The sequence below is a fragment of the Phytohabitans rumicis genome (genome assembly GCF_011764445.1).
In the GTDB taxonomy this organism is placed as follows: domain Bacteria; phylum Actinomycetota; class Actinomycetes; order Mycobacteriales; family Micromonosporaceae; genus Phytohabitans; species Phytohabitans rumicis.
This window is the reverse complement of record NZ_BLPG01000001.1, coordinates 1,658,493-1,680,642: the sequence shown is the minus strand read 5'-3', so window position 1 is coordinate 1,680,642 and position 22,150 is coordinate 1,658,493. Positions and strand designations below refer to the sequence as shown.

The following is a 22,150-nucleotide window of genomic DNA, read 5'->3' as shown; positions in this document are numbered from 1 at the left end:
GTTACCGCCGCCTCAGGATGAAGATCTGCGCCAGGGAGACGACCGCGATCACGACGGTCAGCATGAGCGCGATCGCCGCGCCGTACCCGTAGTCGCCGCTGACGAACGACTGCCGGTACACCTGCGTGGCAAGGGTTTCCGTGGCCTGCGCCGGGCCGCCGTTGGTCAGGCCGATCACCTGGTCGAAGACCCGCAGCGTCATGATCGTCGGTAGCGCCACCGCCACGACGATCGCCGGGTTGAGCAGCGGCAGCAGCACGTGGCGGAACGTCGCGAACTGTCCCGCCCCGTCGAGCTCGCTCGCCTCGATCACCTCTTCGGGAACTCCCTGGAGGCCGGAGAGGTAGATGATCATGCACAGGCCGGAGAGCTGCCAGACGAGCACGACCAGGATGGTCCAGATGGCGGTGTCCGGATCGCCGATCCACGCGTGGCGCCAACTGGAGAGCCCGACCCAGCCGAGGGTCCGGTTGAGCAGCCCGTCGTAGTCGAGGATGTAGGCCCACACGTACGAGACGGCCAGCGGCGTCATGGCGAACGGTGCGAAGAACATCGACCGGAGCAGCTGGCGTGTCCTGAGTAGACGGTTGAGGCTGAGCGCGAGCAGCATCCCGAAGACGTTCGAGAGGATGACGGCCGTGCTCGACAGCAGGAGCGTGTTCCAAACGGCCTGCCGGGCCACCTCGTCGGAGAAGAGCCGGCGGAAGTTGGCCAAGCCGACGAAGTCGGCTTGGACGCTGACGCCGTTCCAGCTGGTGAATGCGTAGTATGCGCCGACGCCGACGGCCAGGTAGCGCAGGAGGAACACCGGTATCAGGGCCGGCAGCGCCCAGAGCCTCGACAGTCGCAGGCCCGGAATCGTGCGGCGGGTCGCTTGGACGGCGCCGCCCGTGCCGGCGGGAGCTGAGTCCACGCCGACACGGCTCTCGCGCGTCATCACTTGTTCGCGGTGTTCCATGCCTGGTCCGTGTCGGCCAGTACCTGTTCGGCCGTCTTCTGGCCGGTGAACAGTCCCTGGACGCTGGTGGCCAGCTGCTGTGCGACGTTCGCGTTCGGCCATGAGAGGTAGTTGAGGGTCAGCACCTTGTCCGTTGCCATGTAGGGCTTGAGCGGGGTCAGGATGTCGGTGTAGACATCGCTGCCGTCGGGGCCGGCTCCCGGGGCGATGGTTCCGGCCGTGTTGGCGTATGCGGCGCGCTGGGCGGGTGTGCTCAGAAAGTCGATGAGCTTGCGGGCCGCGTCGCTGTTACGGGCCTTGCCGTTGACCACAAGGGCGATGCCGCTCGCGGCGGACACCCGGGTCTGCGCGGCGGTGTCGGCGGGAAACGCGAAAGAGGAGAACGTGAGGTCCGGCGCCGCGTTGCGCACCGAGTTGATCGCCTGTGCGGGCATCACGTACATCGCCGCCTTGCTGGCCGCGAACCGCTGCATGTGTACCGGCGCCTTGACGGCGGCCACGTCGGATGCGAAGCACTTCGCGTCGATCAGCTTCTTGACGTCCGACACCGTCTTCTGCCAGCCGGCGGCCGAGGCGAACGTGGTGCTGTTGGCCTTCCGCTCGGTGTTCCAGTCCGGATCCGGGCCGAACACGTTGTTGGCGGCGATGGCCTGCACCAGGATGCTCGTGTTCTGGTACGACGCCCCGGCGAGGCTGATCGGCGTGACGCCGGCCGCGCTGAGCTTGGTGCACGCGTCGGTCAGTTGGGCGAACGTGGTCGGTGCCGAGAGCCCCGCGTCGCTGAACAGCTGAGGGTTGTAGGCCACGAACAGGGGAGCCACGTCGGTCGGGTACGCGTAGACCTTTCCGTCCAATGTGACCAGAGGCTTGCTGCTGGCCGGCATCGAGCCGACCCAGGACATGTTGGTCAGGTCGGCCAGGCGGCCGCCGGCGGCCAGTGTCAGGGCGGGCAGGCCGCCGCCGGTACCAGGTGTGGTCTGTATGACGTCCGCGGCGTTGCCCGCCTGCAGCTGCGTCTGCATCAGCTGGGGGTACGAGTCATTGGGCGTGTACTGGGCATCGACCTTGATGTCCGGATGCGCCTGCTCGAAGGCTTTGAACTGCGCATCCCAAATGTCCTTCTCCTGCGTCTGGCCGGCGAAGGTGACGGTGGTGGAGCTATCCGAGGAGCCGGACGAGCAGCCGGCCAGCAGACCGGCGACCGTAACGGCCGCCAGCGCGAGGCGGGCTCCCTTCTTCTCGATCATGTCGGCGTGGGCCTCCGCTCGGGAGCTGCCCCGGCTGTCCCGGGGCGGGTCGTGGGAAGGCTGACTGTACGAGCCGCGTGGCCTTCTGTCCACACCTTGCGCTGGTCCGGATCATTTCTCCTGGCATTTTACGCCTGGCGGTTGTCAAGTGTCGACTCTATGGCCTACGGTCGGCTCCACCGATGTGACCCAGTGAGACGAGGTTCAGTTTGTTCCCAGAACGCCTGCTTGAGGCGGAGAGCTTGCGCCCGGTGCCCGGTGGCTTCACCGCCGCACTCCGGTTGACCTGGTACCGCGCGCTGCCGCTGTCCTGCATCGAACGCATCACCGTGACCATCGACGGGCAGCAGGTCGAGCAGGACGCGGTCCGCTTCAGCCTCGGCCCGGTCGGCCCGCTGCCCGTGGCCGCACTGGCTCCGCTGACCGACACCTGGTGGTACGTGCTCGACTCGGCGCTGCTGAGCGTGGAAAGCGCGGCGGCGGGCGAGCCCGGCGTCCACGAAATCAGCGTCGTGATGGGACTGCACATCCCGTACCTGCCGGTGGGCGGAAAGCCGCTGGTTAACCTCGACACCTGCGCCAAACAACTGGAGGTGGCGGCATGAAGCTCGGCACCACGCTCTACAGCATCACCCGCGACTTCCACGGCCGGCGCATCTCGTTCGAGGAGGCGGTGCGACGGGTCAGCGAGCTCGGGTTGGGGCCGGGTCTGGAGGTCGTCGGCTTCCAGAGCTTTCGGGGATGGCCGCACCTGTCGAACGAGCAGATCCACGCGTTCCGTTCGCTGATCGACGAAACCGGCCTCGTCCCGGCGTGCATGGGTGCGAACGCGGACGCCGGAATCCGGCGGGATCGGCTGCTGACGCCGCAGGAGCTCGTCCCATACATGGAAGCGCAGATCGTCGCGGCACGGCAGCTGGGCTTTCCGGTGGTGCGGGTGCAGTTCTCGGTCACCCCGGACGACATGGAACGCCTGCTACCCATCGCGGAACGCGAAGACGTCAAGCTGGGCTTGGAAATTCACGCCCACCACTCGCCCCACCATCCGATCATGGTCGCGCTGCGAGAACGGTACGAGAAGCTCGACTCACCACGCCTGGGATTCATCCCCGACTGGGGAAGCACCATGCGCCGGATGCCACCCAGCCTGCTCGAAGCCGCCCGGCGCCGCGGCCTTCCCGACGGATATCTGCGCCGCATCGAGCAGAGCTGGCTGGCGCAGCACGAGCGGGGGCCGATCCTCGACGACTCGACGCTGCCGGACATGTACCGCGCCGTGTACCAGATCCTCGAGGAGGAGGGGGTCGGGCCGGACGGTCAATCCATCGCACGCAACTCGATCGGACTGTTCGGCCACGCGAGCCCTACCGACTGGGAGATGGTGGCGCCGTGGACCGTACACATGCACGGGAAGTTCTACGACATCGACGCCTCAGGGGACGAACCCGCGGTGCCGGTGCGGGACATCCTGCGCGTGTTCCTCCGGTCCGGCTACACCGGCTACATCTCCAGCGAGTGGGAAGGCTGGCACTGGAACCTCAACGACGACCCGTGGGACATGATCAGCCGGCACCACCAGCTGCAACGGCGCACCATCGCTGCCCTGCGGGCGGAAGGGCAGGCCGGCCCGAGCGAGGCGATCGAGGATGGACACTGACGTCGATGTGCTCGTGGTCGGCAGCGGGCCGGTCGGCGCCACCTTCGCCCGGGAGCTCCACGAGGCGGCCCCGCACCTGACCATCCTGATGGTCGAGGCGGGGCCCCGGCTCACCGATGGCGTGGGTGCCAACGTCCGCAACCTCGACCTGGAGGACCGGCGCTGCGTTCAGCGACGGGCGACCGCATGGACGGGACAGACCACATCGGACACCGGCCGCGCCGACGGCCACCTCGCCAGCCGACCAGGCACGTTCCTGGTACGGACAGCGGACGTTAGCGGCGACGACCAGACCGGCATGCCCGCGGCGGCCATGTCCGCCAACGTCGGCGGGATGGCCGCCCACTGGACCTGCGCATGCCCTAGACCCGGCGGCTCAGAGCGGATCGCCTTCCTCGGCGCGGCGTTCGACAAGGCATTCGACCGTGCGATCGACCTGCTCAACGTCACCAACGCGGCCTTTCCGGCGACGGAGGCCAGCCAACGCCTGCTCCAGAAGCTGTCGACCGTGTTCGACCGCGGACGGCCACCCGACCGGCGAGTCCAGCCGATGCCACTCGCCTGCACGCCGACCGGACAGTCGCTGCCGCACTGGTCCGGTGTGGACACCATCCTGGGCCAGCAGCAGCGGCTCACTATCGTCCCCGACACCGTCTGCCGCCGCCTCCTGCACCGCGACGGCCTAGTGTACGCCGCACTGCTCGCCGGTCGACACACAGGCGAGACACACACGGTCCAGGTGCGGGCCGTGGCGGTCGCCGCCGATGCGCTTCGGACACCCCAGCTGTTGTGGGCCTCCGGCATCCGGCCACCGGCCCTCGGGAAACACCTCAACGACCAACCGCAGATCGTCAGCGCCCTCGCGCTCCGCGAGAACGGCGTCACCACGCCGCCCGGCCCGGCGCGCGAAACGGCCGACCGCCGGGACCTGCTGACCGGCGTACTCTGGATCCCTTTCCACGAGCCGGACTTCCCCTTCCACACCCAGGTCATGCAGGTCGGCACCACGCCAATCGACGTACCGGGTGCCGCTGTTCTCGACCGGCCGGTCGTGACCTGGGGCCGGTTCACCACCAAGGAGATCCGACCTGAGGACCGAGTCGAGTTCTCGGACACCGACCTCGACGACTTCGGCATGCCCAGGATGTCGATCCACTATGGACTGACCGAGCGTGACCGGGCCACCATCACCCGGGCCAAGCGAGACATGGTCGCGCAGGCCGAAGCCGTCGGCGACTTCTTCCCCGGCAGCCAGCCACGCCTGCTGCCGGCGGGCAGCTCGCTGCACTACCAAGGCACCGTACGGATGGGACAGAGCCACGACGGCGCATCCGTCTGCGACCCGCACAGCCGCGTGTGGGGGTTCCACAACCTCTACATCGGAGGCAACGGCGTCATCCCGACCGCGACAGCGTGCAACCCGACGGCCACGGCCGTGGCGTTGGCCGTCATCGCCGCCGGACACCTGACCGCAAAGCTCGAACGGTGACCCTCATGTACCAAGTCCTGTCCCTGCTGCGCGACGAAGGGCCGATGTCGCGTACCGAGCTGGCGGATCGGTTGGACCTGTCGCGACCGCGGCTGGGCGTCGAGATCGGTCGCATGACCGCGGCCGGGAAGGTCCGTCAGACCGGTCCGGCACCGTCGCACGGCGGGCGACGACCAGCCCTGATCGAGCTGGATCCACACATCCGGTTCGCCGCGATCGACCTCGGCCTGACCTCGATCGACGTCGAGATCACCGACGGCTCGCTGCGGCCGGTGGCGTCATACTCCGAGCCGGCCGACGCCGCGCGCGGGCCCAGGCCGATGCTGACGCGCGTCGACGAGATCCTCGCCTCGTTCAAGACAGACGGTGTGTACGAACGGCTCTCCGCGATCGGCATCGGGATGCCGGCGCGGGTGAGGGTGCACGGTGGCCTCCCGATCTCGCCGAGCCTTCCAGTTTGGGACCGCTATCCGCTGTGCGAATCCCTGGGCCGCCAGCACGGCTGTCCGGTCGCGGTCGACGAGGGCGTCAGGGTAATGGCGATCGGCGAGCGGCACGCCGGAGTCGAAGGCCCGGTCGACAACCAGCTCTTCGTGAAGATCGACACCGACATCGGCTGCGGCATCCACGTCGGCGGCGAGGTGTACCGCGGTCCGGACGGCCGGGCCGGCGACATCGGCCATATCCAGGTCGACCCGCACGGTCCGGTCTGCTCCTGCGGCAACACCGGTTGCCTGGCGGCGGTGCTCAGCTCCCTTACCGCCAAAGACATCGCCCGCGGCGCGGCCGAGGGCGACCTGACGTCCATCAACCTGATCCGGGAAGGCGCCCGCCGGCTGGGCACCGTACTTGCGATGCTGGTCAACTTCCTCAACCCGTCGATGATCGTGATCGGCGGCGGCGTCGCCGGCCTGGGCACCCTGATGCTCGCCGAGATCCGCGGCGCCGTGTACCGCCGGTCGTCGCCGCTGGCCACCGGCAACCTGCCGGTCGTGCTGTCCCAGCTCGGCCCACGCGCTGGGGTCGTGGGCGCCGCCGTGCTGGCAAGCGAGGTGGCCTTCGGCGCCCCCATGGTCATGCAACGACCGACGCCTTCCGGCCGGTCCGTGCCCTGGAACGTTGACGTGGTATGGGGGTGCGCTGATGCGGTTCGTTCATGACACACTGCCGCAGCGGGTCCGGTTCGCCACCGGCGAGGCCGCCACCCAGCTGGCCGAGGAGATCCGGGAGCTGGGGGCCTGCCGGGTGATGGTGATCGCCGCCAATGCGGAGCGAGGTCTGGCCGAGCGGGTCGCCGGCGGCCTGGCACGACGAGGTCGTCATGCACGTGCCGGTCGACGTGGCCGAGCGGGCCCGCGCGGCCGCCACCGCGCACGACGTCGACGCGCTGGTCCCGGTCGGCGGCGGCTCGACGACCGGGCTGGCGAAGGCGATCGCGTTGACCACGGGCCGGCCCATTGTCGCGGTGCCGACCACGTACGCCGGCTCCGAGGCGACCAATGTCTGGGGGCTGACCGACGCCGGACGCAAGACGACGGGCTCCGACGGCCGTGTCCTGCCCCGGGCGGTCGTCTACGACGCGTCGCTGACCCTCGGCCTGCCGGTGCCGATGTCGGTGGCATCCGGTCTCAACGCGTTGGCGCACTGCGTCGACTCGCTGTGGGCGCCGCGGGCCGATCCGATCAACGCCGCGCTGGCAGGGGAGGGGATCCGTGCGCTCAACGCCAGGCTGCCGGCGGTCGCCGCCGACCCCACCGGGCTTCCGGGCCGGGAGCAGACGCTGTACGGCGCATACCTCGCGGCTGTCGCGTTCGCCTCGGCGGACTCCGGGTTGCACCACAAGATCTGCCACGTCCTCGGCGGGCTCTTCGACCTGCCGCACGCGCAGACCCACGCCGTCGTGCTGCCACACGTGCTAGCGCTCAACGCCCCCGCCGCGCCGGAGGTGGAGCAGCGCATCGCCGCCGCGTTCGCCGCCCACTCCGCGAGCGAAGGACTGGCCGCGCTGCGCGCGGCGCTGGACGCCCCGATCGCCTTACGCGACTACGGGATGCCGCGGGACGGCATCGCGAGCGCCGTGGAGGCGATACTCGCCGCCACCCCACCGGACAACCCCGTGCCCGTCACACCTGACAACCTCACCGCCCTGCTGGATGCGGCCTGGGAAGGAGCCCCGTCCCGATGACTGGACAGATCAGCGCCCAACAGCGGGCCCGCGAGGACGACCTGGTCGAACGCGTCGTGCGCTCGTTCGACGCCTGCACCGACCCGCGGTTGAAGCAGCTGATGGTCGGCCTGGCGCACCACGTGCACGCCTACATCCGGGACGTCCGGCTCACCGGCGAGGAGTGGAACGCCGCCGTCGACTTCCTCGCCCGCTGCGGCCGCATCACCGACGACAAGCGGCAGGAGTTCATCCTGCTCTCCGACGTGCTCGGCGCCTCCATGCAGACCATCGCAGTCAACAACGAGGCCTATCGCGGCGCGACCGAGGCGACCGTGTTCGGACCGTTCTTTGTGGAGGGTTCGCCCGAGGTGCCGATCGGCGGCGACATCGCGCACGGCGCGGCCGGTGAGCCCTGCTGGGTCGAGGGGACCGTGACCAACACCGACGGCGAGCACCTGGCCGGTGCGCTGATCGAGGTGTGGGAGGCGGACGCGGACGGGTTCTACGACGTGCAGTACGACGACGACCGAACGGCTGCCCGCGCCCACCTGCACACCGACGAGCGGGGGAGGTACGCCTTCTGGGCGGTCACCCCCACGCCCTATCCCATCCCGCACGACGGGCCTGTCGGGCAGCTTCTCCAGGCGACCGGCCGTTTGCCGATGCGCGCCTCGCACCTGCATTTCATGGTGAAGCATCCGGGCCGGCGCACGCTCGTCACGCACATCTTCGTCGACGGCGACGAACTGCTCGGCTCGGACACGGTCTTCGGCGTCAAGGAATCGCTCGTCAAGCGCTTCGAGCGGCAGCCGGCCGGCACGGCCACCCCCGACGGCAGGGCGATCGAAGGCCCTTGGTCGACGGTGCGGTTTGACATCGTGCTCGCGCCCGCCGGGGTCTGACCCTCGTGACTACAACTCGGCTTCGGGGTCGTAGCCGTAGATCCAGCCGTTGGCCACGAGCGGGTCGTCCTTCGCGAGCGCGCCGTCCCGGGCCCGCTGCTGCGGGCCGTCGGGCAAATGGTTGACGTGCGACCGGGCGTGGCTCACCTGCTGTATCCGCGACGTCCGCGGGATCCGCAGCTCCTCGTACCGCCGCAGAGCGTCGGCCGGATCGGCCGGATCAACGGCCAGGCAGCGGGCCAGCACGGCCGCGTCCTCGATCGCCTGAGCCGCTCCCTGCGCGAAGAACGGAAACATCGGGTGCGCGGCGTCACCGAGCAGGGTGACCGTGCCGTACGTCCACCGGGGCAGCGGCGCCCGGTCCAGCAGCGCCCAGCGTCCCGGTGTGCCAGCCGATCGGATCAGGTCGACGAGGCGGGCATCCCACCCGTCGAACTCGGCGAGGAACTCCTCGACGGTCGCGGTCGCCGTCCACGACTCGACGGAATAGTCGCCCGCCGGGGCGAAGGCCACGAGGTTCACGAACTTTCCCGCGGAGATCGGGTAGTGCACCAGGTGGTGACCCGGGCCGATCCACAGCGTCTGCGCGCGCCGCCGGGCGAACGGTGGCGCCTGCTCGGCCGGGACCAGGGCGCGGAAGGCGCAGATGCCGGAGTAGGCCGCTGGCACCGCCGGGGCGAGGGCTCCGCGAATGGCCGAGTGGACGCCGTCCGCCCCGACCACCACATCGGCCTCGGCCACCTCGCCGTCGTCGAACCGCAGCACGGGCCGGTCCGCACGCGTGACCACGTCGACGCAGCGCTTGCCCAGCCGGATCGCCTCGTCCGGGACGGCGCGCCTGATGACCTCCAGCAGATCGGCGCGGTGGGCGGTGTAGGTGTGCTCGCCGTACAGACGTTCGCAGGACGATTCGAGGTCCTCGGCCGACAGCACCGTGCCGTCGCGCCACCGCCGAAACTCCCATCCGACCTCAAGGCGCACGCACCGGCTCAGCAACTCGTCCATCACGCCGAGCCGGCGAAGCAGACGGGCGGCGTTGGGCGCCACGACCACGCCGGCGCCGACCTCCTTCAGCTGCCCCGCCTGCTCGTACACCGTGACCGGGAGCCCGGCCCGGTGGAGGAACGCGGCGGCCGCAAGACCGCCGATACCGCCCCCGACGATTGCGATCATTTCCGTACTCTGGCGGGGAAACCACGGCGACGGGCGTGCGTGGCCATCCAATGAACATGTCGAAGGGATGGGACGCGGAATGCCTCGCACCGGTGAACCCGGCCGGAGTGTGAGCTCCCGCCTGCTGGAGGTGCTGTTCGCGTTCACGCCCGAGCAGCCCCATCTGAGCCTCGCCGAGATCGTGCGGAAGACGGGTCTGCCGCACGCGACGGTCCGCCGCCTGGTGGTGGAGCTTAGCAGCGCTGAGGCGTTGAGCCGGCGGGATGACGGCCGGTTCACCATCGGCTTGCGCCTGTGGCGGCTCGGCACGCTGGCGCCGCTGACCGAGTCGCTGCGGACGGCGGCGCAGCCGTTCATCGAAGACCTGTACACGGCGCTGCACCAGCACGTCCAGCTCGCGGTCCTGGAAGGCGAGCAGGCGGTCATCATCGAACGGCTGTCCGCACCGGCCGCGCTCGGCCTGGTCTCCCAGGTCGGCGGTCGGCTGCCCCTGCACTGCTCAGGAGTGGGCAAGGTGCTGCTCAGCCACGGCGGCGCGGAGCTGGTCGAGAGCGTCCTGTCCGGCCCACTACGACGCTACACGCCACAGACCACAGTGGACACCGCCGCGCTGCGGAAAGAGCTCGCCGACTGCCGACTGACCGGCACGGCGACCGTCCGCGAGGAACTGACCCCCGGCGCCGACTCCGTCGCCACACGCATCATGGACGGCCAGGGCCGGGTGGTCGCCGCGCTGTCGGTGGTCGTGCGGTCCGGCTCGGTAAGCCACCAGGCGGTGCTGCCCACCGTCATCGCCAGCGGACTCGGCCTGTCCCGCCGGCTCGGCTGGCACCCCGGCATCAAGGCCTCCTCCGTTGTTCATTGAACGAACAGGTGCGTAATCGCGGCCCAACGAGCGCTGGACACTCACGGGGCAGCCGACCCCGGGAGGAAGCGATGCCAGCAATCTCCGATCTCTTCATCGACGGCAACCGCGTCCCCGCCGAAGGCGACCGCTACGTCGAGACCGTGCAGGCACTCACCGGCGAGCCCATCGCGCGGGTCGCGGCGGCCTCCGTCGCGGACGCGGAGCGTGCCGTCGACGCCGCGGCCGGGGCGCTGGCCGAGTGGTCAGCCCTGCCGCCGGCCCGCCGCCGGCAGGTGCTCGAACGGGCCGCGGCCCTGCTGGGTGAGCGGGCCGACGAGCTGTCCGCGCTGATGGGCCGGGAGATGGGCGCCACCCGGCCGTGGTGCATGTTCAACGTCCACGTCGCGAAGGGGATGCTGGTGGAGGCCGCCGCGCAGGCGTACTCCGCCGTCGGCGAGGTGATCCCCTCGGACGTGCCCGGCCTTACCGCTCTCGGCATCCGGCAGCCCGTCGGCGTGGTTGTCGGTATCGCACCGTGGAACGCGCCACTGATCCTCGGCGTACGCGCGGTGGCCATGCCACTGGTCTACGGCAACACAGTCGTCCTCAAAGCCTCCGAGCAGACACCCTGCACACAGGCGGCGATCATCGAGATCCTGCACGAGGCCGGCGCACCGGCCGGCGCGGTCAATCTCATCACCAACGCTCCGAAAGACGCGGCCACGATCGTGGAAGCGCTCGTCGCGCACCGGCAGGTCGCCCGGGTCAACTTCACCGGCTCGACCCGCGTCGGCCGGATCATCGGCGAGCTGGCCGGCCGGCATCTGACCCGCGCCGTCCTGGAACTGGGCGGCAAGGCGCCGCTCGTCGTGCTCGCCGACGCCGACCTGGACGAGGCCGCCGCGGCCGCCAGCTTCGGCGCGTTCATGAACGCCGGCCAGATCTGCATGTCGACCGAGCGGGCGATCGTCGATCGCGCCGTCGCCGACGACTTCAGCGCACGATTGGCCGACCGGGCCGCCAAGCTCGTCGTCGGCCCACCCGACGACCCCACCTCGCAGATCGGGCCGCTCGTCCACGCCGGCGCCCGCGGCCACGTACTGGCCCTGATCGACGAGGCACGCGAGCTCGGCGCCGAGATACTCACCGGAGGCACGGCCGACGGCCTGTACGTCGCGCCGACAGTGCTGCGCGGCGTGACACCGCAGATGCGCATCCACAGCGAGGAGTCTTTCGGCCCGGTCGTCGCGATCATCGAGGTCGACGGGGCCGACGACGCCGTCCGGGCGGCGAACGACACCGACTACGGACTGGCCGCCGCCGTGTTCACCCGCGACGGCACGAACGGTCTCGACGTCGCCCGGCGGATCCGGTCCGGGATATGCCACGTCAACGGTGCGACGGTGCACGACGAACCGCGGATGCCGTTCGGCGGAGTCGGCGCGAGCGGCTGGGGACGGTTCGGCTCCCGCGCCGCGCTCGAGGAGTTCACCGAACTGCGCTGGATCACCATCCAGTCGGGCGAACGCCACTACCCGATCTGATCGGCCGCCGGAGGAAACGACAGTGATGACTGGCATGACCGTCCGGGACGCCGTCTTCCAGACGATGCGGCACTTTCGGATGACGACGATCTTCGCCAATCCCGGCTCGACGGAGATCACCTTCCTACCGGGTCTACCGGACGACATCGACTTCCGGCTCGCCCTGCACGAAGGCTCGGTCGTCGGCATGGCGACGGGATGGGCGTTGGCGATGGGAAGGCCGGCGTTCGTCAACCTGCACACCACGGCCGGGCTGGCCAACGCCGCGGCGGCGCTCGCCTCCGCCCGTACGAACCGAGCGCCGCTGGTCGTCGTGGTCGGCCAGCAGGATCGGCGGCACCTCGCACACGAGCCGTTTCTGGCCGGCCGGCTCGACGGTCTCGTCGGCGACTATCCAGTGTGGACCGGGCAGCCGGCGCGCGCGGAAGACGTCCCCGCGGCGATCGCCCGCGCGCACCACGAGGCGGTAACCGGCGCCGGACCGGCGATCGTCGTGGTGCCGATGGACGACTGGAGCAAGCCCGCAGCGGCCGAACGCGGCGCCGCACCGCTGGAGGTGCGGTGGGGGAGCGCCGCCTTGACAGACCGCGTCGATGAGTTGTCCACTGTGGTCGACCAGGCGCGCCGGCCCGCCATCATTGCCGGCGCGGGAGCCGACGATCAGGCCACCTGGAGTGCTCTGGTGGATCTGGCGGAACGGTTGGGAGCGCCGGTCTGGCAAGAGGCGTTCGGTGCTCGCGCGGGCTTCCCACAGGACCATCCGGCGTTCGCCGGTCATCTCCCGCCAGGGCGCTCCGCGGTGCGTGACGTGCTCGGCGGACACGACGTGGTGCTCGTCATCGGCGCACCCGCGCTGCGGCAGTATCCATTCGAGCACGGAGACCTCATCCCGGCCGGCACGACGGTGCTACAGGTGACGCAGTACCCGGATGAGGCGCACAACAGCGTGGCCGACGTCGCGGTGATCGCTGACCCCGCCGAGACCTGCCGGCAGCTCGCCGTGCGCGTCCGCTCACGCGGGGTTGCCGCAGCGGGCCGACCCGCGCTCGCGGCGGCACCGCCCCGGCGACCGGTGAACCCCTGCGACCCGCACATGTCTTCGACCTGCTCGCTGCCGGGCTGCCAGCCGACACGATCCTCGTCGAGGAGTCGCCCTCCAGCCGTCCCGAACTCCACCGCCGTGTTCCCGCCCGGACTCCGTTGGGCTTCGTCAGCGCCGCCGCCGGCGGACTCGGCTTCGGCCTTCCGGCCGCGATCGGGCTCAAGATGGGCCAGCCAGCCCGCCCGGTGATCGCGGTCCTCGGTGACGGATCCTCCCTCTACGGCATCCAAGGACTGTGGAGCGCGGCGCACTATCAGGTCGGCGCCCTGTTCATCGTCATGGCCAACGGCGGCTACGCCATCATGGACCGGCTCGCCGAGCGATCCGGGCTGGGCAAGGCACCATGGCCGTCGTTCACGGAGGTGCGTGTATCGGAGGTCGCCCGAGGACTCGGCTGTCCGGCGATCCGGGTCGACACGTACGAGAAGCTCGTCGAGGTCCTCGGGAGGTCCTACCCGGACTCGCCGGACGCACCAGCCCCCTGCTGATCGACATAGCGGTCGCACCGGACCGCTCCTATGGCTGACGCGTGACGGCGACCATCTGCGCCACGACGGACCAGGCGGTGTCGGGTGTCGAGGACGGCTCGACGATCCTCGTCGGCGGCTTCGGAGCGGCAGGCATGCCGGCGCAGCTCATCGACGCGCTGATCCGCCAAGGCGCCACCGACCTCACGATCGTCTCGAACAACGCCGGCAACGGCGACACCGGCCTGGCCGCCCTCCTCGCCGCCAAACGCGTACGCAGGATCGTCTGCTCCTTTCCGCGGCAGCCTGACTCGTGGGTGTTCGACGGCCTGTACCGCGCAGGAGAGATCGAGCTGGAACTCGTGCCACAGGGCGCAACCTGGCCGAGCGGATCCGCGCGGCCGGCGCCGGCATCGGTGTCTTCTTCACACCCACCGGTGCAGGCACTCCCTTGGCGGCGGGCAAGGAGACGCGGGAAATCGACGGCCGCACCCACGTTCTGGAGTACCCCATCAAGGGGGACGTCGCGCTCATCGGCGCCCACCTGGCCGACCGCATGGGCAACCTCGTCTACCGCAAGACAGCCCGCAACTTCGGCCCCGTGATGGCCACGGCGGCGACGGTCGTCGTCGCCCAGGTCTCGCACGTGGTCGCGGTGGGAGACCTCGACCCGAGGTGATCGTGACCCCCAGCATCTACGTCAACCGGGTGGTGGCGGTATGACCGCGATAGCCGCTGGTGGCGCCTCACGGGGCAAGCATGAGCTCGCTGCGGCGATCGCCGCGGACATACCCCGCGGCGCCTACGTCAACCTCGGCATCGGCCTACCGACACTGGTGGCCGACCATGTGGCCACCGACGCGAACGTCGTCCTGCACACCGAGAACGGCATGCTCCACATGGGACCGGCCGCCGAAGGCAGCCACGTCGACCCCTGATCAACGCGGGCAAAGCTCCGATCAGCGAACTGCCGGGCGCGTCGTACTTCCCCACGCCGACAGCTTCGCCATGATCCGGGGCGGTCACCTCGACGTGTGCGTGCTCGGCGCGTTCCAGGTATCGGCGGCCGGCGACGTCGCCAACTGGCACACCGGCAACCCGGACGCGATCCCGGCAGTCGGCGGCGCGATGGATCTCGCCATCGGCGCCAAACAGGTCTGGGTCATGATGACGCTGTTCGCCAACGACGGCAGCCCCAAGCTCGTGCCGACGTGTACCTACCCCTCACTGGCGTGGGCTCGGTGACCCGGGTCTACACCGACCTGGCCACCTTCGACATCGCTCCCGACGGGGTGTACGTGCGGGACCTGCACGGCGTCTCATTCGACCAACTGGCACAACAGCTGGCCGTCCCCCTCCACACATCCGGCCGCTGACCACGCCGGATTGGCCCGGCTGTCGTGGCGACGGCCCGATCTACCCCCGAACCCGCGGATCCAACTGTGCGGGACTGACAGCGCCGGTCACCTCGCCGAACCCAATGCTTACACCGTTCCGCGCCGGGGCTCGGGCCGCGATCGCGACGTGGTCGCCGTCCTGAAGGAATGTGCGTGTGGTGCCATCGGCAAGGTCGAAGGGCTCGGCGCCGTTCCAGCTGAGTTCGATGAAGGAGCCACGTTGGGTGCGATCGGGACCTGAGATGGTTCCGGAGGCGAACAGGTCCCCGGTTCGCAGCGACGCGCCGTTGACGGTCATGTGGGCGAGCATCTGGGCCGGTGTCCAGTACATGGCGCGGTACGGCGGTCGGGACACGACATGCCCGTTGAGCCGAACCTCCAGCTCGATGTCGAGGCCCCAGACGTCCGGGTCGCGCAGGTACGGCAGCGGCTGTGGCTGCTGGGGCGGCGGCGTCACCATCGCGGCGTCCAGGGCATCAAGCGGAATTACCCAGGGCGATACCGATGTGGCGAAGCTTTTGCCGAGGAACGGCCCTAGCGGGACATACTCCCAGGCCTGCATATCGCGCGCGCTCCAGTCGTTTACCAGTACGACGCCGAACACGTGATCGCGGAACCGGTCGATCGGCACTGGCTTGCCTAGTTCGCTGGGCATGCCGACGACGAAACCGAGTTCGGCTTCGATGTCCAACCGTTCGCTGGGGCCGAAGGCGGGCGCGGCCTCCAATGTCCGTTTGCATTGCCCGCAGGGACGCGTGACGGGGGTGCCGGATGCGACGACGGTGCCGGCCCGACCGTGGTAGCCGATCGGCAGCCAGCGCCAGTTCGGCGTCAGCGGCTCCTGATCGGGACGGAAGATCCGGCCCAGATTGGTGGCGTGGTCAACCGATGCGTAGAAGTCCACATAGTCCGCGACCTCGAACGGCATATGCATGGTGACCGACGCCTGCGGCAGGAGATGGGGCTGCACGACCGGCCGGTGCGCCGGGTCGGTGAGCAGATCGGTCACGTGGTTCCGGATTTGCTGCCAGCGGCGCCGGCCTTGGCCGAGGAACCGGTTGAGCGTGGGCTCGGCGAAGACCGGTTCGTCGAGTACCGGCGCCAGATCCAGGATGTGGTCGCCGATGGCGACGCCCACCCGCGGTGCGCGGCCGTCGGCGGAGAACACACCGTAGGGCAGGTTCTCGACCGGAAAGTCGGAGCCTGGTGGGACCGACGCCCACGTCATGCGAGCCTCGATTCGAGGAGTCCGAGGCCAGCGAGGTCATCGACGGGCTCGGATGTGCTGCACGATCCGTATGCGACGAAGAGTTGCCGGGCTCGTGTCGCGGTATGGTCGGGAACGCCGCGCGCCCGTGCCGCCAGCGTCGGGCCGTCGTCGATGAGCAGCGCGGCCTCAACCTCCTTCGGGTCGGCGCCTTCCACCGCGTGGCAGACCGCCACCAGTAGGTTGAGGAACCCGTGGTGCTTGAATCCGGTGACCGGATCCTGGTAACGCACCGCGTGGTGCAGTCCGGCGGTTGCTTTGAACGGCACAGCGAGTCCTACCGCGGCGAGGAGGAATCCGGCTAGTTGCGCGGCGGTGGGGAAGGCGGCCGCTGTCGTGCCGCCGCAGCGGATCTTTGCCCCGAAGCCCCGGTCGGCGCATGCGGCAAGCGTGTCCGGAACCGCCGGGGAAGCTGGGGCTAACTCGAGGTAGGTGGATGCGTCGGTTGAACCAAGGGGTGCGCGCGCCGCGTCAACCGCATGCGCCGGCCGATCTTTGCCCGGCAGGCGCAGTTCCACCGTTTCCAGTTCGAGCCGGGTATCGTGTGCCACCGCGTCGAGGACGTGTGGTAGGTCGCTCAGCTCGACGTCGACGATGAGCCCGAGCCGCCACGGCTCCTGCGGGCGGAGGCGGTCACGCAGGTTGGACACCGCGCTCGCTGGGCACAGGAACCGGTGCGTCAACACCGGTTCTCCGGCTTTCCCGTCGGCTCGATGCCGGTTCATCGCGGCCAGCATCGGTAGCTGCATTGGAGGAAACAGCCCTGCGTCGTCGACAAGCGCTGCAAACAAGCCGCCGCGGGTCGTCACTGCGTCGGCTCCGCGGGAGCGCGTCCTGACCAGCTCCAGGCATACGAGGTGTCCTCGCAGGCGAAGGCCGGCTCGCACAGTTCCAGTGGTCGAAATGTATCGATCATGATGGCGTACTCGGTGGTGCCCTCTTCGCCGATGCTGGCTTCTACCGAACCTGGCTGGGGACCGTGGATGAACCCGGCGGGGTGAAGGGTGACGGAGCCCATCTCGATGCCGGCGCCCTTGCGGGACATGAAGTCGCCGCCGACATAGAACAGGATCTCGTCGCTGTCCACGTTGGCGTGGTTATACGGGGCCGGGATCGCCTGCGGGTGGTAGTCGAACTTGCGGGGAACGAACGCGCATATCACCGCACCCGGCAGCTCGAAGGCCTGGTGCACCGGCGGCGGCTGGTGGATGCGCCCGGTGATCGGCTCGAAGTCGGCGATGTTGAACGCGTACGGGTAGTTGTTTCCGTCCCACCCGACGACGTCGAAGGGGTGCGTGGCGTAGGTGAACACCGTCCAGCCGTGCCGGTGCTGCACGTATACCTCCACGTCGGTACCCTCCACGAGGTGCGACTGGGTCGGGGCGCGCAGGTCCCGCTCGCAGTAGGGGGCGTGCTCCAGGAACTGCCCGTGCCGGGACAGATATCGCTTCGGCGGGTTGATGTGTCCGCCGCCGGCGGCCTCAACCACCAGCGTCCGCAGCGGCTCACCCGCTGTCGGCACCCACCGGTGGGTCGCCGACGCCGGGATCAGCACGTGGTCGCCCGGCCCGACGTTGATCGACCGAGCTGGATCCGCACGTCCTGGGCGGCCTCCGAAGATCGTCTCCAGAGTGGCCGCGCCCGATTCGATGTAGACACACTCGTCGCCAATGGCGTTGCGGTACAACGGCGAGGGCCGGTCGGCGGCCGCGTACGAGATGCGGAGGTCGGAGTTGGCCAACAGGTGCCGGCGGCCGAGCACCGGGTCGGTATTGCGGCCGTCCAGCTTGTGCGTTTTGAAATGCCGGGGCTTCAGCGGCTTGTTCCCGCTCCGCGGCCAGGCCGGACCGTCGAAGGCGACGCTGTCGACGATGGCCGTGGGCGGGTTGAGGTGGTACAGGAGGGCGGAGTCGTCGGAGAACCCCTCCTCTCCATCAGCTCCTCGTGGTACAGGGCTCCGTCCGGACGCCGGAACTGGGTGTGTCGCTTGCGGGGGATGTCGCCGACGGTGCGGTAGTGCGGCATGTGTCTCTCCTCGTGGACCTGGCTGAACTCAGGTGCGGATGGTCACGGGGCTGCCCAGGCATCGCTTGACCGCAGCGTGGAGGATGTCGGGCGTCGCGACTACGGCGGCTGCGATGTGGGCGTCGGGGCGAATGAGCCAGACCTCGCCCGGCTTCGCCTCGATCACGTCGGCGAGCGTGCCGTCGTCGATGTCGGCCAGCGGCAGCACGCGAAATGGCGCCGACGTGGCGGCGCCGATCACCGCAGACACCTCCGAGACGTCCACGCCGTTAGTGGTCAGCGCCAGTAGGCCGTCCCGGGCTATCTCGCGGGTACGGGAGATCCGCGCTGATCCCGGGATCCGGATGGGCACGTCGGGGAGGATGACCCCAGGCGCGATCGCCGGCGCCTGGCCGCGTGGCGGCCGCCCCGGAAACCGCCGTTCCGGGTTGGGGGTGGTCAACGGCGAGTCGACGTACCAGAACGGCTCGGCGAGCCGGCCGGAGTCGACAAGTGCGCGGGCGGACGGATCGTCGACCGCCCGCTCGAGCACGTTGCGCCGGTACGACCACGACTCGGTGCTCTGTGGGACGAGGAAGTCCATCGTGTCGCTGGTGACGTTGATGTTTTCGATCGCGGCGGCGAGCCGCTCGTCGTGGTAGCTCTCCAGTAGTCCGTCATCGGCCCAGCCGTTGAGCACAAAGGCGATTTTCCAGGCCGCGTTTTCGGCGTCCTGCACACCGGAGTTCAGCCCGCGGGCGCCGAACGGCGACACCAGGTGCGCGCAGTCGCCGGCCACGAGGACCCGCTCGATTCGCATCCGGTCGACGTGCCGGGCGTGGAACCGGTACACCGAGTGCCACACGAGCTGATAGTCGCGGTCTCCGATGACGTGCCGGATCCGGCGATCGAGGCCCCCGTTGGTCTCCTCGCGGGCCAGGTCGAAGTCGGGCGGCACCTGCCAGTCGATCCGAAACACCGAATCAGGGCACGGGTGGATCAGCACCTGCCGGCCCGGGTTCCACTCCGGGTCGAAGTAGAACCGGCGCTCCCGCTCCCAGCCCGGAAGCTCGGTGCGGATGTCGCAGATGAGGAAGTGGTCCTCGAAGGTACGGCCGGGGAACCGCAGGCCGAGCGCGGCGCGTAACGGGTCGCTGCGGGGGCCGCCACAGGCCACCACGAACGGCGCCCGGATGGTCTGCACCCCGTCCGGTGCCTGACAGGTGAGCGTCACGCCCGCGTCGTGTTGCGAGACACCGGTGACCTCCGTTGCCCACCGCGACTTGATCAGCGGCTCGGCGGCGATCCGCTCGTCGAGGATCTCCTCGGTTCGGCTCTGCGAGATGTTGACGAAAGGCGGGAAGGTCGACCGTCCCGGGTCGCGAAACTCCAGACAGAACAGCTCATGGTTCCTGTAGAAGGTGCGGGCGCGGGTCCAGGTGAGGCCCTCGGCGGCGATGTGGCGCCCCGCCCCGACGGACTCCCAGACGTCGAGGACGTCACGCTGCTGAACGATGGCCTTGGAGCCGACCGCCGACCGGGCCGGCCGGACATCGAGCAGCACGACCGGGATCCCCCAACGGGCGAGCAACAACGCCGTTGTCTGGCCGACCGGTCCATTCCCGATGACGGCCACTGCCTCACCGGCGTATCCGCCGGCCTTCTCTGCCATGCCCGTCACCCCTGCAGCTGGTCCCAGACCTCGCGGTCGCGCTGCGCGGTCCAGATCCGCGGCCAGTCGATTCCGTCGAGCTCGTCCCACAGACGCTGCACGTCGAACGGCAGGCAGTGCTCGAAGATCGGCCACTTGCCGTACTTCGGTGCGAGGGCTTCATGGGTCGCGGTGAAGGCGTCCTTCAGCGTGCCACCGCTGCCGTGGACGTCACCGACGATCCGGCGCATCACCAGCAGGAAGTCACGGGTCTGCTCGATCGCCGCGTCGACCGTGTCCCGCCCGCGGGCCACATCGCCCCGACCACCGACGAGGGCATCGGCGCCGAACGCCTTGACCCGGTCGAGCGTGCCGGTCGACCAGTCGGCGTGGAACGCGTCCCCCGTGTAGAGCGCGGCGTGCGCCTCCACCAGATCGCCGGCGAACAACACCCCTGGGACGGCAGCCAGGCGACCAGGTCGCCGGCGGTGTGGCCGCGCCCGCAGTGCTGCAACACCAGCTCGCCGCGGTTGCCGCCGAGGTCGATGGTCAACCGGTCGGAGAAGGTGAGGTCGGGCCAGGTCAGCCCCGGAATGGTGTCGGCGCCCTTGAACAACCGCGGCATGCGGGCTGCCTCGGAGTCCCAATCCTCCTTGCCCCGCTCGGCGATCAGCCTGCGCGTCGCCTCATGTGCGATGATCACGTCGGCGTCGAAGGCGGCCGCGCCCAGCACCCGCACCGCGTGGTAGTGCGACAGCACCAGGTACTTGACCGGCTTGTCGGTGTGCTCCCGCAATTTGTCCAGCCATTGCCGGGCCATCACCGGGGTGGCCCTGGCCTCGAACGCGACGACGAACTCTTCGCCCTCGATGGCGCCGACGTTGGGGTCGCCCTCCGCGGTCAGCGCATAGACGCCGTCGGCCAACACCTCCAGCGTTTCGGTCTTCACGCCGGTGTCGGCGGCAGAAGCGAACGGCTTCGCATTCATCGCGATGCGCCTCCTGATCAAGGATCTATTAGATGTCATCCGTTGTGTTAAGAGAGCCGCTCGATGACCATGGCCATGCCTTGCCCTCCGCCCACGCACATCGTCTCGAGGCCGAACTGGCCGTCCCGCTCCTGGAGGGCGTGGATGAGTGTGGTCGCGATGCGAACTCCGGTCATCCCGAAGGGATGCCCGAGGGCGATCGCGCCCCCGTACACGTTGAGCCGCTCCTCGTCGATGCCGAGTCGGCGCGCCGACGGGACGACCTGAGCCGCGAACGCCTCGTTCATCTCCACGAGATCGACGTCTGCGATTGACAAGCCGGCTCTGTCGAGAGCCCGCCTCGTCGCCTCTATCGGGCCCAGCCCCATGATCTCCGGCGATAGGGCGGACTGCCCGGTGCTGATGATCCGGGCGAGTGGCGTGATGCCGAGCTGCGCGGCCTTCGTGTCCGACATGACAATGACCGCCGCCGCGCCGTCGCTCACGGGGCACGCGTTGCCGGCCGTCACCGTCCCGTTCGCGCGGAACGCGGGCTTGAGCTGCGCGACCGATTTCAGGGTCACACCCGGCCGCGGGCTGTCGTCGCGGCAGACCACGGTGCCGTCCGGCAGCCTGACGGGTGTGAGGTCGCGCTCCCAGAACCCGTCGGCGATGCCCTTCTCGGCCCGGTTCTGGCTCCGGACAGCGAACTCGTCCTGTGCCTCCCGGCTGACGCCTTCGAGCTCGGCCACGTTCTCCGCAGTCTGGCCCATGGCCATGTAGATGTCCGGCAGTTCGCCGCTGTCCCGCGGGTCGGACCAAGCCCGGACCCCGGCCGCTAGCTGCCCGGTTCGCGCCTTCGCCGCGATGAAGGCCGGGTTGTCGGTATCTGGGTGGCTGTCGGCGTTGCCCTTGACGTATCGGCTCACCGCCTCCACGCCCGCGGCGACGAAGACGTCGCCCTCACCGGATTTGATCGCGTGGAACGCCATCCGGATCGCCTGCAGGCCTGACGCGCAGAAGCGGTTGACGGTGGTCCCCGACAGATGGTCCATCCCGGCGAGTACGGCAACGACCCGGGCGAGGTTGAACCCGGCCTCACCCCCCGGCTGGGCGCAGCCGACCATCAGGTCGTCGATGTCGCGTCGGTCGAGTTGGGGCACCTTGGCCAGTGCCGCTCGCAGCATCTGGACGGCGAGGTCGTCCGGCCGCATCTGGATCAGCGACCCCTTGTGGGCGCGGCCGATGGGTGAGCGGGCGGTCGCGACGATGACGGCCTCGGGCATGGCATCTCCTGGGGTTGGGCTTGCA

The 22,150-nt window shown here is 69.5% G+C and carries 23 protein-coding genes and 2 pseudogenes; 15 read left to right on the top strand and 10 right to left on the bottom strand.

The window, feature by feature from the left end; all coding sequences use genetic code 11:
• Position 1 precedes the first annotated feature (1 nt).
• Both Prum_RS06900 and Prum_RS06895 read right to left on the bottom strand, forming a co-directional pair.
• On the bottom strand, positions 2 to 913 hold the full coding sequence (locus Prum_RS06900; protein WP_218577128.1) for a carbohydrate ABC transporter permease: 912 nt from the start codon (positions 911 to 913) through the stop codon (positions 2 to 4).
• A gap of 23 nt (positions 914 to 936) precedes the next feature.
• Entirely contained in the window at positions 937 to 2,205 is a 1,269-nt protein-coding gene (locus Prum_RS06895; RefSeq protein WP_173074939.1) for an ABC transporter substrate-binding protein, read from the bottom strand.
• 251 nt (positions 2,206 to 2,456) lie between these two features.
• On the opposite strand from Prum_RS06895, the gene Prum_RS06890 reads away from it, so the two are divergent.
• The 6 genes from Prum_RS06890 (at position 2,457) to Prum_RS06865 (ending at position 8,420) form a co-directional block, all read left to right on the top strand.
• Entirely contained in the window at positions 2,457 to 2,810 is a 354-nt protein-coding gene (locus Prum_RS06890; protein WP_173074931.1) for a C-glycoside deglycosidase beta subunit domain-containing protein, read from the top strand.
• Entirely contained in the window at positions 2,807 to 3,862 is a 1,056-nt protein-coding gene (locus tag Prum_RS06885; RefSeq protein ID WP_173074929.1) for a sugar phosphate isomerase/epimerase family protein, read from the top strand. The genes Prum_RS06890 and Prum_RS06885 overlap by 4 nt, the downstream gene beginning before the upstream one ends.
• Positions 3,852 to 5,351, top strand: coding sequence for a GMC oxidoreductase (locus Prum_RS06880; protein WP_173074927.1), 1,500 nt, complete (start codon positions 3,852 to 3,854; stop codon positions 5,349 to 5,351). Before Prum_RS06885 ends, Prum_RS06880 begins: the two co-directional genes overlap by 11 nt.
• A gap of 5 nt (positions 5,352 to 5,356) precedes the next feature.
• On the top strand, positions 5,357 to 6,511 hold the full coding sequence (locus Prum_RS06875) for an ROK family transcriptional regulator (RefSeq protein WP_173074926.1): 1,155 nt from the start codon (positions 5,357 to 5,359) through the stop codon (positions 6,509 to 6,511).
• A gap of 104 nt (positions 6,512 to 6,615) precedes the next feature.
• On the top strand, positions 6,616 to 7,536 hold the full coding sequence (locus Prum_RS06870; protein WP_218577127.1) for a maleylacetate reductase: 921 nt from the start codon (positions 6,616 to 6,618) through the stop codon (positions 7,534 to 7,536).
• A complete protein-coding gene (locus tag Prum_RS06865) occupies positions 7,533 to 8,420 on the top strand; it encodes a hydroxyquinol 1,2-dioxygenase (RefSeq protein WP_173074924.1) in 888 nt (295 codons plus the stop codon). The genes Prum_RS06870 and Prum_RS06865 overlap by 4 nt, the downstream gene beginning before the upstream one ends.
• A 9-nt stretch (positions 8,421 to 8,429) precedes the next feature.
• Here the strand turns inward: Prum_RS06865 and Prum_RS06860 are convergent, their stop codons facing one another.
• The gene (locus Prum_RS06860) at positions 8,430 to 9,593 is read right to left on the bottom strand and encodes an FAD-dependent monooxygenase (RefSeq protein WP_173074922.1); all 1,164 of its coding nucleotides are present in this window, start codon (positions 9,591 to 9,593) and stop codon (positions 8,430 to 8,432) included.
• Positions 9,594 to 9,702: 109 nt separating this feature from the next.
• Between Prum_RS06860 and Prum_RS06855 the strand changes: the two genes are divergently transcribed.
• From Prum_RS06855 to Prum_RS55725, 9 genes and pseudogenes are all read left to right on the top strand, one after another.
• Positions 9,703 to 10,458 carry an IclR family transcriptional regulator gene (locus tag Prum_RS06855; RefSeq protein ID WP_218577125.1) on the top strand — a complete coding sequence of 252 codons (756 nt, stop codon included), beginning with the start codon at positions 9,703 to 9,705 and terminating at the stop codon, positions 10,456 to 10,458.
• A gap of 71 nt (positions 10,459 to 10,529) precedes the next feature.
• Positions 10,530 to 11,984, top strand: a complete 1,455-nt coding sequence (locus Prum_RS06850; protein ID WP_173074918.1) for an aldehyde dehydrogenase family protein — start codon at positions 10,530 to 10,532, stop codon at positions 11,982 to 11,984.
• A gap of 34 nt (positions 11,985 to 12,018) precedes the next feature.
• Entirely contained in the window at positions 12,019 to 13,275 is a 1,257-nt protein-coding gene (locus tag Prum_RS06845; RefSeq protein ID WP_218577123.1) for a thiamine pyrophosphate-binding protein, read from the top strand.
• Complete coding sequence (locus tag Prum_RS49325; protein WP_218577122.1) at positions 13,185 to 13,574, top strand: thiamine pyrophosphate-dependent enzyme; 390 nt, start codon at positions 13,185 to 13,187, stop codon at positions 13,572 to 13,574. Before Prum_RS06845 ends, Prum_RS49325 begins: the two co-directional genes overlap by 91 nt.
• A gap of 41 nt (positions 13,575 to 13,615) precedes the next feature.
• A pseudogene (locus tag Prum_RS55745) lies at positions 13,616 to 13,870 on the top strand (CoA-transferase); the annotation flags it as partial.
• The gene (locus tag Prum_RS55740) at positions 13,867 to 14,232 is read left to right on the top strand and encodes a 3-oxoacid CoA-transferase subunit A (protein ID WP_246277702.1); all 366 of its coding nucleotides are present in this window, start codon (positions 13,867 to 13,869) and stop codon (positions 14,230 to 14,232) included. The pseudogene Prum_RS55745 and the gene Prum_RS55740, both read left to right, overlap by 4 nt.
• A 40-nt stretch (positions 14,233 to 14,272) precedes the next feature.
• Positions 14,273 to 14,491, top strand: coding sequence for a CoA-transferase (locus tag Prum_RS55735; protein ID WP_281368856.1), 219 nt, complete (start codon positions 14,273 to 14,275; stop codon positions 14,489 to 14,491).
• A 70-nt stretch (positions 14,492 to 14,561) separates the two neighbouring features.
• Complete coding sequence (locus tag Prum_RS55730; protein WP_281368855.1) at positions 14,562 to 14,798, top strand: CoA-transferase; 237 nt, start codon at positions 14,562 to 14,564, stop codon at positions 14,796 to 14,798.
• Positions 14,786 to 14,929, top strand: a complete 144-nt coding sequence (locus tag Prum_RS55725; RefSeq protein WP_246277701.1) for a hypothetical protein — start codon at positions 14,786 to 14,788, stop codon at positions 14,927 to 14,929. Before Prum_RS55730 ends, Prum_RS55725 begins: the two co-directional genes overlap by 13 nt.
• A 40-nt stretch (positions 14,930 to 14,969) precedes the next feature.
• On the opposite strand, the gene fahA is transcribed toward Prum_RS55725, so the two are convergent.
• The 7 genes and pseudogenes from fahA to Prum_RS06805 form a co-directional block, all read right to left on the bottom strand.
• Positions 14,970 to 16,178, bottom strand: a complete 1,209-nt coding sequence (gene fahA, locus Prum_RS06830) for a fumarylacetoacetase (RefSeq protein WP_173074916.1) — start codon at positions 16,176 to 16,178, stop codon at positions 14,970 to 14,972.
• Complete coding sequence (locus Prum_RS06825; protein ID WP_218577121.1) at positions 16,175 to 16,954, bottom strand: hypothetical protein; 780 nt, start codon at positions 16,952 to 16,954, stop codon at positions 16,175 to 16,177. Before Prum_RS06825 ends, fahA begins: the two co-directional genes overlap by 4 nt.
• 68 nt (positions 16,955 to 17,022) lie before the next feature.
• Positions 17,023 to 18,242, bottom strand: a pseudogene (locus Prum_RS06820) (homogentisate 1,2-dioxygenase).
• A 28-nt stretch (positions 18,243 to 18,270) separates the two neighbouring features.
• Positions 18,271 to 19,893 (bottom strand): FAD-dependent monooxygenase, encoded by a 1,623-nt coding sequence (locus Prum_RS06815; RefSeq protein ID WP_173074912.1) that lies wholly within the window; start codon positions 19,891 to 19,893, stop codon positions 18,271 to 18,273.
• A gap of 5 nt (positions 19,894 to 19,898) precedes the next feature.
• Entirely contained in the window at positions 19,899 to 20,123 is a 225-nt protein-coding gene (locus Prum_RS49320) for a hypothetical protein (RefSeq protein WP_218577120.1), read from the bottom strand.
• Positions 20,123 to 20,860, bottom strand: a complete 738-nt coding sequence (locus Prum_RS06810; RefSeq protein ID WP_218577119.1) for an MBL fold metallo-hydrolase — start codon at positions 20,858 to 20,860, stop codon at positions 20,123 to 20,125. Before Prum_RS06810 ends, Prum_RS49320 begins: the two co-directional genes overlap by 1 nt.
• Positions 20,861 to 20,907: 47 nt before the next feature.
• Positions 20,908 to 22,125, bottom strand: coding sequence for an acetyl-CoA C-acetyltransferase (locus Prum_RS06805; RefSeq protein ID WP_173074876.1), 1,218 nt, complete (start codon positions 22,123 to 22,125; stop codon positions 20,908 to 20,910).
• Positions 22,126 to 22,150: the final 25 nt, after the last annotated feature.

Bases quoted from the DNA above. Each gene is read 5' to 3' on its own strand.
- Prum_RS55730 (WP_281368855.1), top strand. From the start codon at position 14,562: ATGATCCGGGGCGGTCACCTCGACGTGTGCGTGCTCGGCGCGTTCCAG.
- Prum_RS06880 (WP_173074927.1), top strand. From the start codon at position 3,852: ATGGACACTGACGTCGATGTGCTCGTGGTCGGCAGCGGGCCGGTCGGC.
- Prum_RS06825 (WP_218577121.1), bottom strand. From the start codon at position 16,954: ATGCTGGCCGCGATGAACCGGCATCGAGCCGACGGGAAAGCCGGAGAA.
- Prum_RS06870 (WP_218577127.1), top strand. From the start codon at position 6,616: ATGCGGAGCGAGGTCTGGCCGAGCGGGTCGCCGGCGGCCTGGCACGAC.
- Prum_RS55735 (WP_281368856.1), top strand. From the start codon at position 14,273: ATGACCGCGATAGCCGCTGGTGGCGCCTCACGGGGCAAGCATGAGCTC.
- Prum_RS06885 (WP_173074929.1), top strand. From the start codon at position 2,807: ATGAAGCTCGGCACCACGCTCTACAGCATCACCCGCGACTTCCACGGC.
- Prum_RS06845 (WP_218577123.1), top strand. From the start codon at position 12,019: ATGACCGTCCGGGACGCCGTCTTCCAGACGATGCGGCACTTTCGGATG.
- Prum_RS06895 (WP_173074939.1), bottom strand. From the start codon at position 2,205: ATGATCGAGAAGAAGGGAGCCCGCCTCGCGCTGGCGGCCGTTACGGTC.
- Prum_RS06810 (WP_218577119.1), bottom strand. From the start codon at position 20,860: ATGAATGCGAAGCCGTTCGCTTCTGCCGCCGACACCGGCGTGAAGACC.
- Prum_RS06850 (WP_173074918.1), top strand. From the start codon at position 10,530: ATGCCAGCAATCTCCGATCTCTTCATCGACGGCAACCGCGTCCCCGCC.
- fahA (WP_173074916.1), bottom strand. From the start codon at position 16,178: ATGACGTGGGCGTCGGTCCCACCAGGCTCCGACTTTCCGGTCGAGAAC.
- Prum_RS06875 (WP_173074926.1), top strand. From the start codon at position 5,357: ATGTACCAAGTCCTGTCCCTGCTGCGCGACGAAGGGCCGATGTCGCGT.
- Prum_RS06815 (WP_173074912.1), bottom strand. From the start codon at position 19,893: ATGGCAGAGAAGGCCGGCGGATACGCCGGTGAGGCAGTGGCCGTCATC.
- Prum_RS49320 (WP_218577120.1), bottom strand. From the start codon at position 20,123: ATGCGCCGGATCGTCGGTGACGTCCACGGCAGCGGTGGCACGCTGAAG.
- Prum_RS06865 (WP_173074924.1), top strand. From the start codon at position 7,533: ATGACTGGACAGATCAGCGCCCAACAGCGGGCCCGCGAGGACGACCTG.
- Prum_RS06860 (WP_173074922.1), bottom strand. From the start codon at position 9,593: ATGATCGCAATCGTCGGGGGCGGTATCGGCGGTCTTGCGGCCGCCGCG.
- Prum_RS06805 (WP_173074876.1), bottom strand. From the start codon at position 22,125: ATGCCCGAGGCCGTCATCGTCGCGACCGCCCGCTCACCCATCGGCCGC.